Here is a 16521-nt window from a genome sequence, read left to right as displayed (position 1 = left end):
TGATAAGTCTTTTGTTTAATTTGACTGGCTGGCAAGTAACCTAAAATCAGCTTCATATTTTTCCAATTTTTTAAGCAGAGACTGTTTTTGATTGGCATCTAAACTGTTAAAAAAATTTACAATAAAAACAGTGGTGACTTGCTGGTTATGACGAAACTTTTGACGTAAATCTACGCTCCAAAACTCGCGTCGATTCTTAAACATGCTTTTTATCATTTCAGGTTTGTTAGCATTTTGTGCATTGAAAATACTATGTAACCGTGTTTGCCAGGCTTGCCTACTTTGATAAAACCCAGGGGAGAGCCAATGGGTTTGAGTGGACCACTGATTAATCATCTGCACTTGACTGGCACTTAGTTCATCTAGCCAATCATCCAAAAATTTTTTCACTCTTTTTTTGCTTGACGCTTTAGATTCAGCTTCGCCAATTAAGACATATTTTTCGTAATATTTTTGATTTTTAATGGCTAAATTTTCAATGAGTTCCGCCTGTTGCCTGGGGTTCATTTGCGCAATCAAAGGCGTAAATTCATTAGCGAACTCAATAAACAGGGTTTCAATAAATCCATCTAATTGTAAAAAATATTTTGCTACTTTCTCTTCAGAAACCGATCCTTGGACGTCACTGGAAATCACCTTTAAAAAGTCGCCATAACGACTTAACTGGGTAGCACGGTGCCAGTCTAAAACGGAGTCTAAAGACGAAGTAAGCAAATCCTGCTGATAGTGTTCTATCGTCACATAGTCATCAAGATACCATGGCGCTAACCAATCTAATTGGTTGTAAACAAAGCGCGTAGAACAGCCAGTGATCAGATAGCTCACCACTAAAACCGTTAAGCTGGTCTTTAACAATGAGCGATACTGAAACTTCATCGACAGCCTCTCAATGTAAAATGCAATTTTTAAATAGCGTAGCAGATAGGAAATTATGGTTAAAGCAGACTATTTTACTAACGTCTTAAATATTAAATAGGCATAATAAAAAATTTTACGGATCAAAGCCATGTACATGATAGTTAAGCACGCCCACCTGACCATAATTTCGCTTACGTTTGTCTTTTTCATTATTAATTTTGTGTTAACGATGAAAGGGTCTGACAAGGTCAACAATAAAATACTAAAGATTGGACCACATATTTTATATGCCCTGTTTATTTTCACTTTTATCTACCTGATAATAGTTAATCCGCTTAACTTGTATCCCTTCGTAAATGGTTGGGCATCATCTAAACTAGCTGGTTTCGTGTTCTACATACTCTCTATTACGCTTGCGCTTAAATGGGCAAAATCAAACTTATGGCGGATTGTAGGCCTGATAAGTGCCGTATTTTGGTTAGCCATGACTGCACGACTGGGTTTTGCCGATCATCTTAAAGTAAAGGGGATGAGCGAAGATGCTAATGCATATATAGAATCGGCGCAGTTTATGTTATCGGCGATTTGCTAAAACTAACGATAAGAGCCGAATGACCGGCTCTTATCGAGAGTAAATTTAAATCACAGTTTTATAATCACGCTAAGATTATTTCAATCAGATTTAATGTGGTCACTATCAGCTTCTTCAGCGATATCAACCAAGCGCTTAGGTAGAACTTTTTTGCCGCTAACACCCAGTTCATTTAACGCTACGGCCTGCTGAATCAAGTTGCCTCGTCCGGAAGATAGACGGCTAAACGACAGGTCATATGCTTGCTGCGCACGCGACAGATGTTTGCCTACATCTTCAAGAGACTCAATAAAGCCGACGAATTTGTCGTACAGGTCGGCACCACGTTTCGCAATTTCCTGGGCATTTTGGCTTTGGTGTTCGTATCGCCAGATATTTTGAATGGTACGCAAGGTCACCAACAAGGTTGTCGGGCTTACCAACATGATATTGCGTTCAAAGGCAAAACGAAATAACTCAGGGTCATGTTCCAGTGCTAAGAGGAAAGCCCCCTCAATAGGTACAAACATCAAAACAAAGTCCAGAGAGCGCACGCCTTCTAACTTCTGATAGGCTTTATCACCTAAACCGCGAATATGATTCTGCAGCGAAACAGCATGTGCTTTGCGTTGTTGCAGGCGAAACTGCGCATCATCGCTGGAACAATATTGCTCGTATGCCGTCAGCGAAACCTTGGAATCAATAATAACGTCTTTGCCGTCTGGCAGATGTACGATCACATCCGGCTGATAGCGCTGCTGCTGATCTTTCAGTGAGACCTGAACTTCGTATTCGTGCCCTTTTCGCAGCCCGGATTCTTCAAGCACCCGCTCGAGTACAATCTCTCCCCAATTACCCTGAGTTTTACTTTCACCTTTAAGCGCCTGTGTCAGGTTAATGGCATCCTGGCTCATCTGCACATTCAAACGCTTTAACTGGCTAATCTCAGTGTGCAACGCACGCCGATCTTTCGCTTCACGATCATAGACATCTTCAACACGGCGTTTAAAGTCACCAATCTGATCACGCAACGGGGTTAGCAGCATCCCCATCTCTTTGCGACTCGACTCGGAAAAGCGCTGTGACTTCTCATCAAAAATCTGATTAGCCAGGTTCTGAAACTCCTGCTTAAGCTGATCCCGCGCTTCAGCCAGCAATGTGAGCTTTTCTTCAGCCGACTCCCGGTCAGCATGCAGGCGCGCTTCCAGCTCAGCCACTTGTGCCTGACGAATCGCCAACTGCTCTCTTAAGTCAGAACGATCAAACTCAAGGTTATCCAGCTTGTTTTCCAACTTATCCAGATAAGATAAGCGCTCCTGATACTGCACCTCTTTTAATTGCTGCTGGTGCAACTGCGTTTCTAATTCGCCACGCAGCCGCACCCAGGAGGATCGGGTCCATTGAGAAAACAGCATGGCCGTAGCACCGACGACAATAAAAGTGATCAGCGAGGTCGCCATATCCCAGCCGGCGACAAACTCCACTAAGGTCATCCGTGCTTACCAGTAATAATAAAGTATCGCGATAGAACCAATAACAAGCGGCGTCATCAGCATAAGGTTCTTAACATCTCCCAACAAACGCTGCATCACTAACAGATGCACCACAGGAAACGTTATCAGCAAACAGACAAGCGGTATCCACCACTCTAAATTAAGCATGCCGAATGCCATCGCGCCAATTAAGGTTAGCGCGGCTAGATTTCCCGCCATAATAATAGCCACCTGAGTATTGCGCTCAGCCAGCTTTCCGGTTTTTTGCTCATCCGGTAGCTTATTTACCGCGCCGGCACTCAGCGCCGCTGACATCGTTACAAAACCAGTAATCAAAAAGGTAAATATTGGATCCACGCGCCGTTACTCCAGTTCAACAGGTTGATAGGCGTGATTGTAGAGGAATTCAGCGTTTAACCCTACCCATCCTCTCGTTTATTCATACTGATATCTGCGAACTTGCACCACCGATGCAGCCACAAAGATCAATCATTGTATAGAAAGTGATATTATTCTCTATAATTCCACATTGACCCCTGTTTCAGGCTCACTGATCATTTCTCAATGACTGGTCTGGACCAGCAACGCCTTATTAAGAGAGATTACGCACAAATGGAGTATCTGGTTAACGAAGCCGTTGAAGATTATGCTTTCCTTAATACAAGCGAAGAGCCACCCTTACTGACAGAATTGATTACTGCTACCAATGAAACCATGGGATGGCCACAAAAGCTCTCAGGTAGATTAGTAGGCCGGACACTCAAAATGCTCAGTGCTATCCACCAGCCTAAACGCGCCCTTGAAATTGGTATGTTCACCGGCTATTCCGCGCTATCGATTGCTGAAGGAATGCCTGACGACGGCAAACTTATCTGCTGCGAAACCAACCCCCGCGCTATTGAATTCGCTAAGACCTTTTTTCAGCGCAGTGAGCATGGCCATAAGATTGATGTTGTATTTGGTAAAGCACTCGACACGCTCGATAGTCTGAGCCATACACTTGATGGGCCGCTGGACTTCACCTTTATCGATGCAGATAAGCGCAGCTACCTGAATTATTACCTGAAAGTAAAAGAACTCACCCGCCCCGGTGGACTCATCGTCCTCGACAATGTGCTTTGGTCTGGCAAAGTCCTGCAGCCAGAATCAGAAATCGACGATACACTGGTTGAAACCAACCGCTTAATTGCAGCCGACCCTGATATGGAAAATGTATTTCTGACCGTCCGTGACGGATTAAATGTCGTCAGGAAACTCCGCTAATGTCCGGCCAACCTCTTCATTCATCCAAGCACTCATCCAGGCAATCACCAAAGTCGCCATCATCAGCGGATGAACTGCTACGTATCTATGTGAACACGCCAGATAATGATCCATTAATGAAACAGCTATGCCGGCAACGCGATGAGCTTCTGGATGAACCGGATCAAGTGGCTTCGGCCGCTGAGGTGACGGGGTTGATTATCTGGCTGCTCAGGGACAACGGCATTAACACTCAGGGCGCAACACTGGACGAAACAGCTGATCGTCTCGGCGATTTAGATACAGAGTCGGATACTGACCTCTATACTCATCTGATCTTTCAGATCAAAATGGCTGTTGAGCGCCTCGACACTATTATGCTGGATAATAGCTAACATGAAATGGGGGCGTATGAAGCTAAGCCGCTGGCTATCACTTTGCCTGATCGTGCTACTGGCGCTCCCGGTTATCAGCTACCTCTCCCTGCCTTTTATTGCAAAAAACGTTGTCGAGATCTGGCTGACTGACCAAGGCTTTCAAAAACCTGTTTTTAATGTGGAATACCCGAGCCATCGGGAGCTACTGATCTCTCAACTCAGTGTGGAAAAACATACCCAGAACCGCATATCCACCCTGTCTGCAGGGCCTGTCACTATCAAATTTGATCCATGGAGGTTGCTTTTCAATGGAGAACTGACCCGTATTGAGATTCCCTCGGCCAATCTTGATATCGCCATGACAGGCAAAGCGCCCCGGGACGAAGCAGAAACAATTGACACACCCGCTACAACTTCTTTTGACCTATCACAACTGATGCCCGGTCAATGGCTGGAACTTGCGCCAGCACAGGAGCTGGTGATTGGCCAGTTAGATGTTAAATGGCATGGCCCTGATCAACCCTTTTACCGCTTCACCGGCAACATCTATCTCACTCAGGAACAACTACTCACACGTGTATTGAGTAGCATCAATGGGCGCAAGCTTAGCCACTCGGATATTACCCTGTTCAGGGATAACCGTTTTCAAATCAATGTCATTGATCAGCAAGCAAGCAATTCAGGCCCCATAGTAAGACTAACAGGCCTATTCATACAGAATGATGCCTCGGTTACTCTGCAAGCCTTACACTCTGTGGATCTTGGTAAAGTCTTTCAGATAGCACAACAGCTTGAACTTCCTCACATGGAAATCATCCCGCCCATCAACGGATCTTACTCAGGCGACACAGAGCTTTCCTTTGCCAAAGATTATACAGGGAGTCTTGATGCCTGGTTGGCAAGCATCAACGCCACCCAACAAAACCAGTTACATGCACGCATAGAGCAACCTCATGACGGTATTGGTAGTGTAAATCTTGACCTCACCTCTGAAATAAGCCTGTTACAACCGGGCGCTGTTAAACAAGGCGCTGTTAACCCCAGCTCTGTTAATCACTCTATTTCTATCGTCGTATCAGCCGACAGTAAGGTTTCACTTGCCAACCTGAAACAAGCAGGCTGGTCAGCCGCCAATGCGACGGCCACGTTAGATAACGCCCTGACAATAAAAATAACCGAAAAAACCGCCATCGAACCGTTCAGGATAACATTGAACACAGGCAAGGTTAGCAACCCAACCAGTCAGATCACCTCTCAGCCAATAAGCCTGTCTTTCAGTGACACAGATCTTGCGCTAAAAAAAACACGTATCGGGTTTAATGCTCCCCGGATACAAACCAACATGCAGTCAACCACATTGCCAGCCATTCAGGCATCAGGCAATATTTACGTCCAACTTCCGCAAATCAAAGCAGGCATTAGCCTGGGCAGCGACTCAATTTCATTACAAAGTGCTATTAGCCTGGCGGCAAATCCCGACAAAGAACTGATCGACGCGCAATGGCGCATCAAAGAGATCGACCTCGCCAAAACCCAGGCACAATGGCGGCCGTATCTTACTGCCTACTGGCCTGAAAAACTCACGTTTCTTAGTGGTGAATACTCTCAATCCGGGCACTTTACATGGCTCAGCGGTCGGTTAGATGGTGTCATTAGCCACTCACTGAGTCAGGTCAGCGTCACACAAGATCGCCTTGCTGTGATTGGCGCTTCCATCGACAGCAAAACATTTCTGCGTGGCGAGCGCATTGATGAACAGGGCAGCTTACGCATCGATAAAATCGATGCTGGTATAGAAATCAATGATATACAATCACAGTTCCGACTCAATAAGCTGGGGACTGATAATAGCATCGCTGATATCAGTCATTTTTCCGGCGCATTGCTCGGCGGCTCATTTCAACTGGCACCTTTCTATAGTGTGCTCAATCCACTGACGATCAACACCGATTTATTCTTGCGTGGTCTATCGCTGGATGCACTCCTTAAACTGGAACAACAACCAGGATTAAGCGGTGAAGGCGTTCTTGATGGAGACCTGCCACTTCGATTTACCAGCAGCGGCATTTATATCACTGATGGAAAATTACAGGCACGCGGGCCCGGCATTATCCGCTACCGCCCGGATGCAAGCATTCAAGCATTACGCCAATCCTATCTGGGCTTAGGTATTGCGTTAGATGCCCTGTCTGATTTTCACTACCGTGAGTTATCAGTCGGCGCTAATTACACACCCGATGGGGTTTTGTTATTAAAAACTCACTTAGCTGGCAATAATCCTGCATGGAATAATGGCCAGGCAGTCAATTTTTCGCTGAATATTGAAGAAAACTTACTTAATCTCCTGAAAACCCTACAATTTACAGATGAATTGACGAACACGATAGAGAAGCGGTACCGTACACCTTAGACGAATGTTGAAGGAAACCTCCTCATGCAACCAAATATCACACTTCTCGCCGGGCTGCTACTGAGCAGCAGCCTGCTAATAGGCTGCTCACCAAAAGTTCAGGTAGCTGTACCCAATGAGCCTATTAACATCAATCTTAATGTGAAAATTGAGCATAAGATTCTGATCAAGGTTGATCGTGAGATTGATGGTCTTTTAAACGATAAGAGCGACCTATTCTAGGAGTCACCATGATGAAACCAATAACACGTAAACTCCTGAGCAGGCTTATTCTGAGCTTCCTTATCATGGCGACACCGGCATGGGCACTATCTCTGGATGAGGCTCAATCAAAAGGGCTTGTCGGTGAAACGCCCAGTGGCTACCTTGCCAGCGTTAGCCCGTCACCCAACAGTGATACCCAGCGCCTCATCAATGAGATCAATACAAAACGTAAAGCAGCCTATATGGATATCGCCAACAAAGCGGGCGTAGCGCTGGAGATTATTGAAATACGCATCGGGCAGCGCCTTTACGATAGCGCAGAAAAAGGCGCTTTTCTGCAAAACCCACAAGGAAAATGGATACAAAAGCAGTAACAGATTGCAAAAAAATACAATATTAGTCTTGCGCAGGCCAGCTCGTGAAACAAAAAATTGATAACGCGTTGTTCTCTTACCGAAGGTTAAATCTGGCAGGTTTCTTTTTAACCGGCTCTGCGCTTTTTTACGCTTCCATTGCTCTGGAACAACAGCTCAGCTCTATTAATTGCTCACTGTGCAGTATTGTACGCTTGTGCTTGTTATGTATGAGCGTTTTGTTTTTTATCGCTTTTGTCCACAACCCATGGACTTTTGGTCAACGTTTTTATGCTCTTTTAAACTGGCTACTGTCTCTCGCAGGATTAGCCGCTGCAGCTCGACATACCTGGCTGGAATCGTTTCAGCATGCAAGCCCGACTGCCTGCAATGCCGGTATAGAAACACTAACGGCTTCGTTACCTTTTTTATCAGATGTTCATATATTGCTGGCAGAACAACACGACTGCTTGGATAATAGCTGGCATCTATTGGGGTTCACCTTATCTCAAGTAACCTTGGGAGTATTTATATTCCTTTTTTTAATCACATGGCGACTCTTAACCCGGCGCCCTGAGCCTAAATTACTCTTCTGAAATGAAACTGAAATTTTTACCAGCACTGCTGGCTTTGTGTATATACACAGCACCCGTCACGGCCGCACCCTGGACCCTCAATCTCTATTTTGAAAATGACCTGTTTGCCGATACCGATCAAAGCTATACCAACGGCATCAGATTCGCCTGGGTATCTCCTGATATTGATACTTATCTATATGACCCGCAGCTTCCGGCATGGTTACGTGAGGTCAACTACTGGTTTACGCCTCTGTACCCTGACCCGGAAAACATAAAAGATGGCGTAAACCGTAATCTCGTCTTTACGATCGGCCAACAGATGTACACACCTGAAGATCGTGAACGAACCACCCTCGACCCTGGTGACCGCCCATATGCTGGCTGGCTCTATGCCGGGTTTGGTTACCACGCAAAAACCAAGAACAGACTAAACTCGGTAGAACTCAACCTGGGTGTGGTAGGACCCGCCGCACTTGGGCAAGAAGCCCAGGATATGGTGCATCGCGCCCGCGGTATACCACTCTTTCAGGGATGGGATAACCAGTTACAAAACGAGCCCGGGATTCAGCTGGTATGGGAGAACAAGCGTCGATTAGCTAAGAAACCGATTTTTGGCCGTTTTGGATATGATATTATCACCCACTATGGTGCAAGCCTTGGCAACGTCGCCACGTATGCAAATACAGGTGCCGAAATACGCTTTGGTGTTCGCCTGCCGGATGATTTCGGTACCTCATCATTACGCCCGGGCGGTGATAACAGTGCACCGGGAAATCAGGATCCTCGCTTACGTCAAGGCTGGGGAGTTCACACTTTTATCTCGATAGATAGTCGCTTAGTTGCACAGAATATATTTCTTGATGGCAACTCAGTTCGCGACAGCCACTCTGTGGATAAAAAATACCTGGTCGCTGATGCGGCCTTCGGCATTGCCGGTGTTTATAACAAATGGAAAGTATCCTACGCACAGGTCTATCGCACTAAAGAATTTAAAGGACAGGAAGATGCGCAAAGCTACGGCTCGTTTACTGTTGCTTATTCTTATTAATAAACGAAGGCGCAGACATATGAAGCTCAGTGCAATTATCGGCCACCGGGGGCTGGCATCACTAGCACCGGAAAACACACTGGCTTCGATTACATTGGCTCATCAACACCAGATAGAATGGATAGAAGCCGATGCCAGTATTCTGGGTGATGATACCGTGGTGCTTTGTCATGACGATACCTTAAACCGCTGTAGTAATGGCCAGGGCCCTTTACTCACTATCAATAAAGATGATCTGATCAAATTAGACGCCGGTAGCTGGTTTTCTGAAGAATTTGCAGCAGAGCCCATGCCCACGTTAGCGCAGGCATTAACACTGTTATCTGGCTTCAATATGGGACTGAACCTTGAGTTGAAAGCACAGGCCGGGGTTGCACCTTGCAAAACCGTCAGTTTAATCCGCCCCCTTATCAGGAAATTCTGGAAAAGTAACAAACCACTACTCATCAGTAGTTTTGATCATGATATGTTACGCATATACCGACAACAGGATAAACAGCAAGCCATTGGCCCACTATACGAACAGATTGATGATCACTGGCACAGCACGCTGGTGGAACTTAACGCCATCAGTCTTCATTGTGACTGGCTACATCTAACCCCCGCCCAAGCCCAATCAATAAAAGCAGCAGGGTATCAACTAGTCGTCTACACCTGTAACGATCCTGAGTCCGCTCAGCAACTCCGGGCAATGGGCGTCGACAGTATTATTTCAGACAGCCCGCACCTTCTGGGCAAACTATAGTATCAGCACCCCACCCCACTAAAATCTCTCGCTTTAACTAACAAACAGCGTCCCCGCCGACACCCCACCCTCATGCTAAGCATGCATTCTGCTCAATACTTCAAGTCATTTACCTGCCGTTCGGTTAGAAATCCATCCTGAATTCAGAACTTCCACAGTGCCTGAACTGTCGCCTTAAGTATCACCTGAACTATCGCCTTAACTATCACCTGAACTATCACCTTAAGTATTATGAGTAGTGGTATCGGACAATAAAAAGCGACAAAGCGATACAATAAAACATATTTTTTAGTAATTTTATGTATCATTTTAAAATATTTCGAGGTACATTTATTCTTACCAGAAAGACTGATTGATGCGCCTGCTATGAAGACAATAAAAAAAACTCGTAGCCTGTAAAACGAACCAGAACACCGGAGAGCAGAATAATGACGCCAGAAGAACAAAATTTCATGCGTAAGATCAACGCTGAAGATAAAATCGAACCCAAGGATTGGATGCCGGAAGCTTACCGCAAAAATGTTATCCGTCAGATGTCTCAACACGCTCACTCTGAAGTGATCGGCATGCAGCCTGAAGGAAACTGGATTACCCGTGCACCTTCCTTGCGTCGTAAAGCCGTTCTGCTCTCCAAAGTACAGGATGAAGCAGGTCATGGACTTTACCTTTACAGCGCTACTGAAACGCTTGGCATTACCCGTGCAGAAATGATCGAAGCCTTGCAACAAGGCACGGCCAAATATGCATCCATTTTTAACTACCCTACCCTAACCTGGGGCGATGTAGGTGCTATCGGCTGGCTGGTTGATGGTGCTGCCATTGTAAATCAGGTATCTCTGCAGCGTACTTCTTACGGCCCTTATGCACGCGCCATGATCCGCATCTGTAAAGAAGAAAGTTTCCATCAGCGTCAGGGTTATGAAGCGCTGCTCGCATTGGCAAAAGGTTCTCCTGAACAGAAACAGATGGCACAGGATTCTTTAAACCGTTTCTATTGGCCAGCACTGATGATGTTTGGTCCTCACGATTCTGAATCAGCACATTCTGCCAAATCGATGGAATGGAAGATCAAACGTGAAACCAATGATGACTTACGCCAGAAATTTATCGATCAGACAGTCCCACAGATAGAATTTTTGGGATTAGCGCACCCGGATCCGGCGATCAAATGGAATGAAGAGCGTGGCCATTACGATCATGGTGACATTGACTGGGAAGAGTTTTACAGCGTCATTAACGGAAATGGTCACTGTAACCGTCAGCGTATTGAGCATCATGTTGCCGCTCACGAAGAAGGTGCCTGGGTACGTGACGCTATTACTGCATATAACGACAAAAAAAATGCCAATAAAATAAAAAACGTGGCGTAAGAGGTATTTGACATGACAACTGAAAAACTAGAACTGTTTGAAGTATTTATCCGCTCAAAGCGTGGCCTTGATCATAAACACGTAGGTAGCCTGCACGCAGAAGATCACGCTCAGGCGCTTGAATATGCCCGCGACTGCTACACGCGTCGAAGCGAAGGCGTTAGCATCTGGGTGGTGAAATCAAACGACATCTGCGCTTCCCAGGAAGATGATGCTGAAAGCTTTTATGATCCTTCTGACGACAAACCCTACCGTCATGCGACTTATTATGTGCTGCCTGACCCCGTTAACAACATGTAATTCAGTGAGGACTATTTAAGATGAGTGATGCAATAAAAGCAGCCACACTGGAATATGTGACCCGTTTAGGTGACGATTCTCTGGTACTGGGACACCGCATTTCAGAATGGGTAAGCTATGCTCCGTTTTTAGAAGAAGATATCGCTTACGCCAACGTAGCATTAGATTATGTCGGCCGTGCACGTATGTTCTACACCTATGCTGCAGAACTTGCTGCAGATGGCCGAACCGAAGACGATTTCGCCTATATGCGCAGCGATCGCGACTACCGTAATCTGCTACTGCTGGAGATGCCGCGTGGTGACTTTGCTTATTCGCAGATCCGCCAGCTATTTGCTGATGTCTACTACAGCCTGGTACTACCTGAGCTTGTAAAATCCAAAGATGAAAGAATAGCCGCGGTTGCTGCAAAAGCGATTAAAGAAACCAAGTACCACGTACGCCGCAGCCGTGACTGGGTTCACCGCCTGGGAGGCGGGACTGAAGAAAGCCATAAACGCACTCAGAAAGCCGCTGATCAGCTATGGGGCTATACCCATGAGATGTTCGATATGGATGAAACCGAGCAATTATTAGCGGACAACGGTATCGGCGTTGATGTCTCCAAACTACGTGATCAATGGCACAAAGATGTCAGTGCTATTCTCACTGAGTCAACGATAACAGTGCCTGAAGACAGTTGGGCTGTACGTGGCGGACGCACCGGTTATCACACTGAAAATCTGGGCCACATGCTGACCGAGCTGCAGATTGTGCACCGCTCCCACCCCGGTTGCCAGTGGTAATTGATGATGAAAGAGATCTCACTGATGCCAGACGAAGAGTATCAACGTCTGCAACAACGCAACAAAGCAGAAGTAAAAGAGCTCTGGGATATTCTCGATGAAGTAAAAGATCCTGAGGTACCTGTACTGAGTATTTGGGATCTGGGCATTTTACGTGATGTAGAGCGCAACGGAAATCAGGTGGTAGTGACGATCACTCCCACCTACTCCGGCTGCCCTGCAATGGACACCATCACCAGTGATGTAGAAACAGCGCTGAACAAAGCCGGGTATAAAGAGGTGGTTATAAAAACCATACTCTCGCCTGCCTGGAGTTCAGAGTGGATGTCGCCACAAGGACGCAAAAATCTTCGCGAGTATGGCATTGCGCCACCTGAAGATGCCGATCTTTGTGAAGACGGCTTAACACCCGAAGCGCATGCCCAATGCCCACATTGTGGTTCCAGAAATACTCGCAGGATCAGTGAGTTTGGCTCTACAGCCTGCAAAGCACTGTTCCAATGCAATGATTGCAGTGAGCCATTTGACTATTTTAAAAAGATATAGGTGAAGCAATGTCTGACACCAATTTCTACACATTGAAGATAGCGGACGTACAACCGGAAACGGATACGGCTATCTGTGTAACATTCGATGTTCCAGAAGCTCTGAAAGAAAAATTTACATTTATCCAAGGTCAGTTTCTGACGATTAAAGCCATGATCGACGGTGAAGATGTGCGTCGCTCATATTCAATATGCTCAGGTATTAACGACGGGCATATGCGCGTAGGTATCAAGCGTGTAAAAGATGGACAGTTCTCAAACTTTGCTAATGATACTTTTAAAGCAGGTGATGAAATAGAAGTTATGCCTCCGCAGGGTAGCTTCCATACTGAGCTCAACGCCGATAATGCCAAGAACTACATGTGTATCGCGGTAGGCTCGGGTATAACGCCAATGATCTCGATCATTAAATCTGTGTTAGACGTTGAGCCGAATAGCCGAGTTACCTTGCTCTACGGTAACCGTCGCAGCAACTCAGTGATGTTTAAAGAAGAACTGAACTTCGTTAAAAACCGTTATATGGATCGCTTCCAGTGGATCAATATCATGGACTATGAAGATCAGGGAGCCGACCTGCTGAACGGCCGCCTGGATAACAAAAAAGGTTACGCTTTACAGAAATGCGGGCTGATCGATATCAAGAACACAGATGATGCCTTTATCTGCGGTCCTGAATCGATGATGTCTGAAATCTCTCGCGGCTTTCGCATGGAAGGCTTGAGCGATGATCAGATCCACTACGAGCTGTTCGCTAACTCATCAGCCGACTCTCAGCAGATTCTGGACAAAGCCCAGAAACGTATTGAAGAGTTTGGAGAAGAGAAGCTCAGCAAAGTAACCGTGGTTGCTGATGGCCGTTCAATCATGTTTGAACTGGCGACTGTTGGCTCCAACATTCTGGATGCCGGCATGGCTAATGGCATGGAGCTACCTTACGCCTGTAAAGCCGGCGTGTGCTCTACCTGCAAATGTAAGCTAATGGAAGGTGAAGTCGATATGGACATCACTCACGGCCTTGAGAAACATGAGATCGAAGCCGGTTACATTCTTAGCTGCCAGGCACACCCTATTTCAGATAAAGTTGTTGTCGATTTCGATCAACGCTAGTTTTAAAATCTGATGTACCTAAGCCCTGCTATTCGTTTTATATTAGTAGGGCTTCTTTATTTCACCCGCTAAGCCCGAAGCTGCACTTCCACGTTTTTGCTCAATACTAAGTGGGACTGCATCAACATAACGCTTACCCGCCTACCCTGTAGCAAAACTACCCGCCAAAGACTCAATCCCAACCGCACCAATATATGCCTCACGCTTACGCTCTCTATATACAGGCATCTTAGCTGATCGAATGTTTGTCCCTGTTGATATATAATCCTGTCATCTGTGCGGATACGCATTTGAACAGCATACGAAACTAATTTATCTCTACGCTTGCGGGCAGAACTAGTCGCTATGCATTATCCTCTGCTAAAGAGCCAGTGCTACACAATTTCATGTAGCATTTTGCGTAGCCTGACTAACCCAAAACACCCAAAAATAACCAATTTCAGACAAAAACAGACCATTGAAAAATACAATAGAAACAGCCGCAAAGACAACAACTACGAGGGATACTCTGGATAGACGCTTCAGTGTAGCGCCCATGATGGACTGGACCGATAAACACTGTCGGATGTTTCATCGCATCCTGTCCAAAAACAGCGTGCTTTATTCAGAAATGGTGACCTCGGGTGCACTAATTTTTGGCGATAAACACCGCCATCTGGCCTATAACGAAGGCGAGCACCCGGTAGCTTTACAGCTGGGCGGAAGTGATCCTGCAGACCTTGCAAAGTGTGCTCGTATGGCACAAGAATATGGCTATGATGAGGTCAATCTGAATGTCGGTTGCCCCAGTGATCGTGTTCAGAACAACATGATCGGCGCCTGTTTAATGGAGTATCCCGAAAAAGTACGGGACTGCATGTCTGCCATGCTCGACGCTGTGAATATTCCCGTGACGATTAAGCATCGGCTGGGTATTGATGATCTGGATAGCGATGAGCACCTGCATCATTTTGTCGATACGGTAAAGAGATCCGGCTGCACTACTTTTATTGTACACGCCCGCAAAGCAGTACTGCAGGGGCTCAGCCCGAAGCAAAACAGAGATGTTCCGCCGTTACAATATGAGAGAGTCTATCAGCTAAAACAGGCATTTCCGGAGCTTGAGATTATCCTTAATGGCGGCGTAAAAACACTGCAAGAATCTCAGTCTCATCTTGAGCATATTGATGGCGTCATGATGGGACGGGAAGCCTACCAAAACCCCTATATACTGGCCGATGTAGACCGTAACATATATGGCGCCGACCAAGCTGTTATTAAACGCCTGGAGGCGGTTGAGGCCTATCTGCCTTACATTGAGGAACAACTTAAACAGGATGTTTACCTAAATCACATTTCTCGTCATATACTAGGCATATTTCATGGTATGCCCGGAGGCAAACAATTCCGCCGTCTGATTAGTGAACAGGCTTATAAACGCGGCGCGGGTGTTGATGTAATTCAGCAGGCACTGACGAAAATCAAAGAATTCAGTTAACTTACCGAATAATAATTTATGGAAATCCAACCCATGGAAAACCAGCTACAGCAACTCAAATCAATGACCACCGTGGTTGCCGATACCGGTGACATAGAAGCTATCGGCCAGTTCACACCCGTCGATGCAACAACCAACCCTTCATTATTACTTAAAGCGGCTGGCTTACCTATATACGCCCCTTTACTTAACCAAGCCAAATCATGGGCAAGCGCACAAAGCCAAGACCCGCAAACTCAGCTCTCTTTAATGACACAAAAACTGAGTGTATTAATTGGCCTTGAGATCCTCAAAGTTATCCCGGGAAGAATTTCTACAGAGGTTGATGCCCGCTTATCTTTTAATACTGAAGCAACCGTTGAACAAGCATACCAATTAATACGCTTATACAATGATGCGGGTATCAGCAATGATCGCATTTTAATAAAAATCGCTTCAACCTGGGAAGGCATACAAGCGGCCCGAATACTGGAAAAGGATGGCATTAATTGCAATCTGACCTTACTCTTCAGTTTTGCACAAGCGGCCGCCTGCGCTGATGCCGGAGCTTACCTGATATCGCCTTTTGTCGGCAGAATTTTAGACTGGTATAAAGCCAGACAACCAGAGCAAGATTATTCTGCTGAGCTAGACCCCGGCGTCATTTCAGTTTCAAGTATCTATAACTTTTATAAAGCGAATGGCTATAAAACAATTGTTATGGGAGCAAGCTTTCGTAATATCACTGAAATCCAGTGTCTTTCAGGCTGCGACAGATTGACCATCAGCCCTCAGCTTATGAGCGAGCTGGAAAAAAGTAACGCGCCATTAATACAACAACTCAGTGAAAGCACCGCTACATCAGATATTGCCATACCGGATAATGATGAAATGACTTTTCGCTGGCTCATGAACGAAGATGCGATGGCAACGGAGAAACTGGCGGAGGGGATTAGAAATTTCGCAGCGGATCAGGTTAAGTTAGAAAAAGTGTTATCTGATCTTTAAAAGGTAAAGGGCTCTGATGCATCCTGCAATGAGCCCTTATTCACATCCATGTAAAGCACCGTATCTATCCT

At 45.9% G+C, this 16521-nt stretch carries 19 protein-coding genes; 16 read left to right on the top strand and 3 right to left on the bottom strand.

What is annotated here, in order from left to right:
- Positions 1–15: 15 nt before the first annotated feature.
- On the bottom strand, positions 16–876 hold the full coding sequence (locus tag ABY436_RS04080) for a DUF6279 family lipoprotein (protein ID WP_372737748.1): 861 nt from the start codon (positions 874–876) through the stop codon (positions 16–18).
- A 130-nt stretch (positions 877–1006) separates the two neighbouring features.
- Between ABY436_RS04080 and ABY436_RS04075 the strand changes: the two genes are divergently transcribed.
- Entirely contained in the window at positions 1007–1450 is a 444-nt protein-coding gene (locus ABY436_RS04075) for a SirB2 family protein (RefSeq protein ID WP_372737747.1), read from the top strand.
- An 80-nt stretch (positions 1451–1530) separates the two neighbouring features.
- On the opposite strand, the gene rmuC is transcribed toward ABY436_RS04075, so the two are convergent.
- Both rmuC and ABY436_RS04065 read right to left on the bottom strand, forming a co-directional pair.
- Positions 1531–2922 carry a DNA recombination protein RmuC gene (gene rmuC, locus ABY436_RS04070; RefSeq protein ID WP_372737746.1) on the bottom strand — a complete coding sequence of 464 codons (1392 nt, stop codon included), beginning with the start codon at positions 2920–2922 and terminating at the stop codon, positions 1531–1533.
- 6 nt (positions 2923–2928) lie between these two features.
- The gene (locus ABY436_RS04065) at positions 2929–3279 is read right to left on the bottom strand and encodes a hypothetical protein (RefSeq protein ID WP_372737745.1); all 351 of its coding nucleotides are present in this window, start codon (positions 3277–3279) and stop codon (positions 2929–2931) included.
- Between the two features lie 255 nt (positions 3280–3534).
- Here ABY436_RS04065 and ABY436_RS04060 point away from each other — a divergent pair, with 255 nt between their 5' ends.
- From ABY436_RS04060 to tal, 15 genes are all read left to right on the top strand, one after another.
- Positions 3535–4185 (top strand): O-methyltransferase, encoded by a 651-nt coding sequence (locus tag ABY436_RS04060; RefSeq protein WP_372737749.1) that lies wholly within the window; start codon positions 3535–3537, stop codon positions 4183–4185.
- Entirely contained in the window at positions 4185–4559 is a 375-nt protein-coding gene (locus tag ABY436_RS04055; protein WP_372737744.1) for a hypothetical protein, read from the top strand. Before ABY436_RS04060 ends, ABY436_RS04055 begins: the two co-directional genes overlap by 1 nt.
- A 1-nt stretch (position 4560) precedes the next feature.
- A complete protein-coding gene (locus ABY436_RS04050) occupies positions 4561–6951 on the top strand; it encodes a YdbH domain-containing protein (RefSeq protein ID WP_372737743.1) in 2391 nt (796 codons plus the stop codon).
- 24 nt (positions 6952–6975) lie between these two features.
- Positions 6976–7173, top strand: coding sequence for a YnbE family lipoprotein (locus tag ABY436_RS04045; RefSeq protein WP_372737742.1), 198 nt, complete (start codon positions 6976–6978; stop codon positions 7171–7173).
- An 8-nt stretch (positions 7174–7181) separates the two neighbouring features.
- Positions 7182–7529, top strand: a complete 348-nt coding sequence (locus ABY436_RS04040; protein WP_372737741.1) for a YdbL family protein — start codon at positions 7182–7184, stop codon at positions 7527–7529.
- A gap of 44 nt (positions 7530–7573) precedes the next feature.
- A complete protein-coding gene (locus tag ABY436_RS04035; RefSeq protein ID WP_372737740.1) occupies positions 7574–8104 on the top strand; it encodes a disulfide bond formation protein B in 531 nt (176 codons plus the stop codon).
- Position 8105: 1 nt separating this feature from the next.
- A complete protein-coding gene (locus ABY436_RS04030) occupies positions 8106–9134 on the top strand; it encodes a lipid A deacylase LpxR family protein (RefSeq protein ID WP_372737739.1) in 1029 nt (342 codons plus the stop codon).
- 19 nt (positions 9135–9153) lie between these two features.
- Complete coding sequence (locus ABY436_RS04025) at positions 9154–9879, top strand: glycerophosphodiester phosphodiesterase family protein (protein ID WP_090728515.1); 726 nt, start codon at positions 9154–9156, stop codon at positions 9877–9879.
- A 428-nt stretch (positions 9880–10307) separates the two neighbouring features.
- Positions 10308–11249, top strand: a complete 942-nt coding sequence (paaA, locus tag ABY436_RS04020; RefSeq protein WP_372737738.1) for a 1,2-phenylacetyl-CoA epoxidase subunit PaaA — start codon at positions 10308–10310, stop codon at positions 11247–11249.
- Positions 11250–11261: 12 nt separating this feature from the next.
- The gene (gene paaB / locus ABY436_RS04015; protein WP_090728513.1) at positions 11262–11549 is read left to right on the top strand and encodes a 1,2-phenylacetyl-CoA epoxidase subunit PaaB; all 288 of its coding nucleotides are present in this window, start codon (positions 11262–11264) and stop codon (positions 11547–11549) included.
- 20 nt (positions 11550–11569) lie between these two features.
- Positions 11570–12334, top strand: coding sequence for a 1,2-phenylacetyl-CoA epoxidase subunit PaaC (gene paaC / locus ABY436_RS04010; protein ID WP_372737737.1), 765 nt, complete (start codon positions 11570–11572; stop codon positions 12332–12334).
- A 3-nt stretch (positions 12335–12337) separates the two neighbouring features.
- A complete protein-coding gene (gene paaD, locus ABY436_RS04005; RefSeq protein WP_372737736.1) occupies positions 12338–12880 on the top strand; it encodes a 1,2-phenylacetyl-CoA epoxidase subunit PaaD in 543 nt (180 codons plus the stop codon).
- Positions 12881–12888: 8 nt separating this feature from the next.
- Positions 12889–13986 (top strand): 1,2-phenylacetyl-CoA epoxidase subunit PaaE, encoded by a 1098-nt coding sequence (paaE, locus tag ABY436_RS04000; protein ID WP_372737735.1) that lies wholly within the window; start codon positions 12889–12891, stop codon positions 13984–13986.
- Positions 13987–14443: 457 nt separating this feature from the next.
- Positions 14444–15463, top strand: a complete 1020-nt coding sequence (gene dusA, locus ABY436_RS03995; protein WP_372737734.1) for a tRNA dihydrouridine(20/20a) synthase DusA — start codon at positions 14444–14446, stop codon at positions 15461–15463.
- Between the two features lie 33 nt (positions 15464–15496).
- Positions 15497–16450: a transaldolase gene (tal, locus tag ABY436_RS03990; RefSeq protein WP_372737733.1), complete on the top strand. Its 954-nt coding sequence runs from the start codon at positions 15497–15499 to the stop codon at positions 16448–16450.
- Positions 16451–16521 lie beyond the last annotated feature (71 nt).

Origin of the sequence: Neptunomonas sp., assembly GCF_041601355.1 — a bacterium.
Taxonomy (GTDB): domain Bacteria; phylum Pseudomonadota; class Gammaproteobacteria; order Pseudomonadales; family Balneatricaceae; genus Neptunomonas.
The sequence above is the reverse complement of the archived record's forward strand: the minus strand, read 5'-3'. Positions and strand labels throughout refer to the sequence as shown.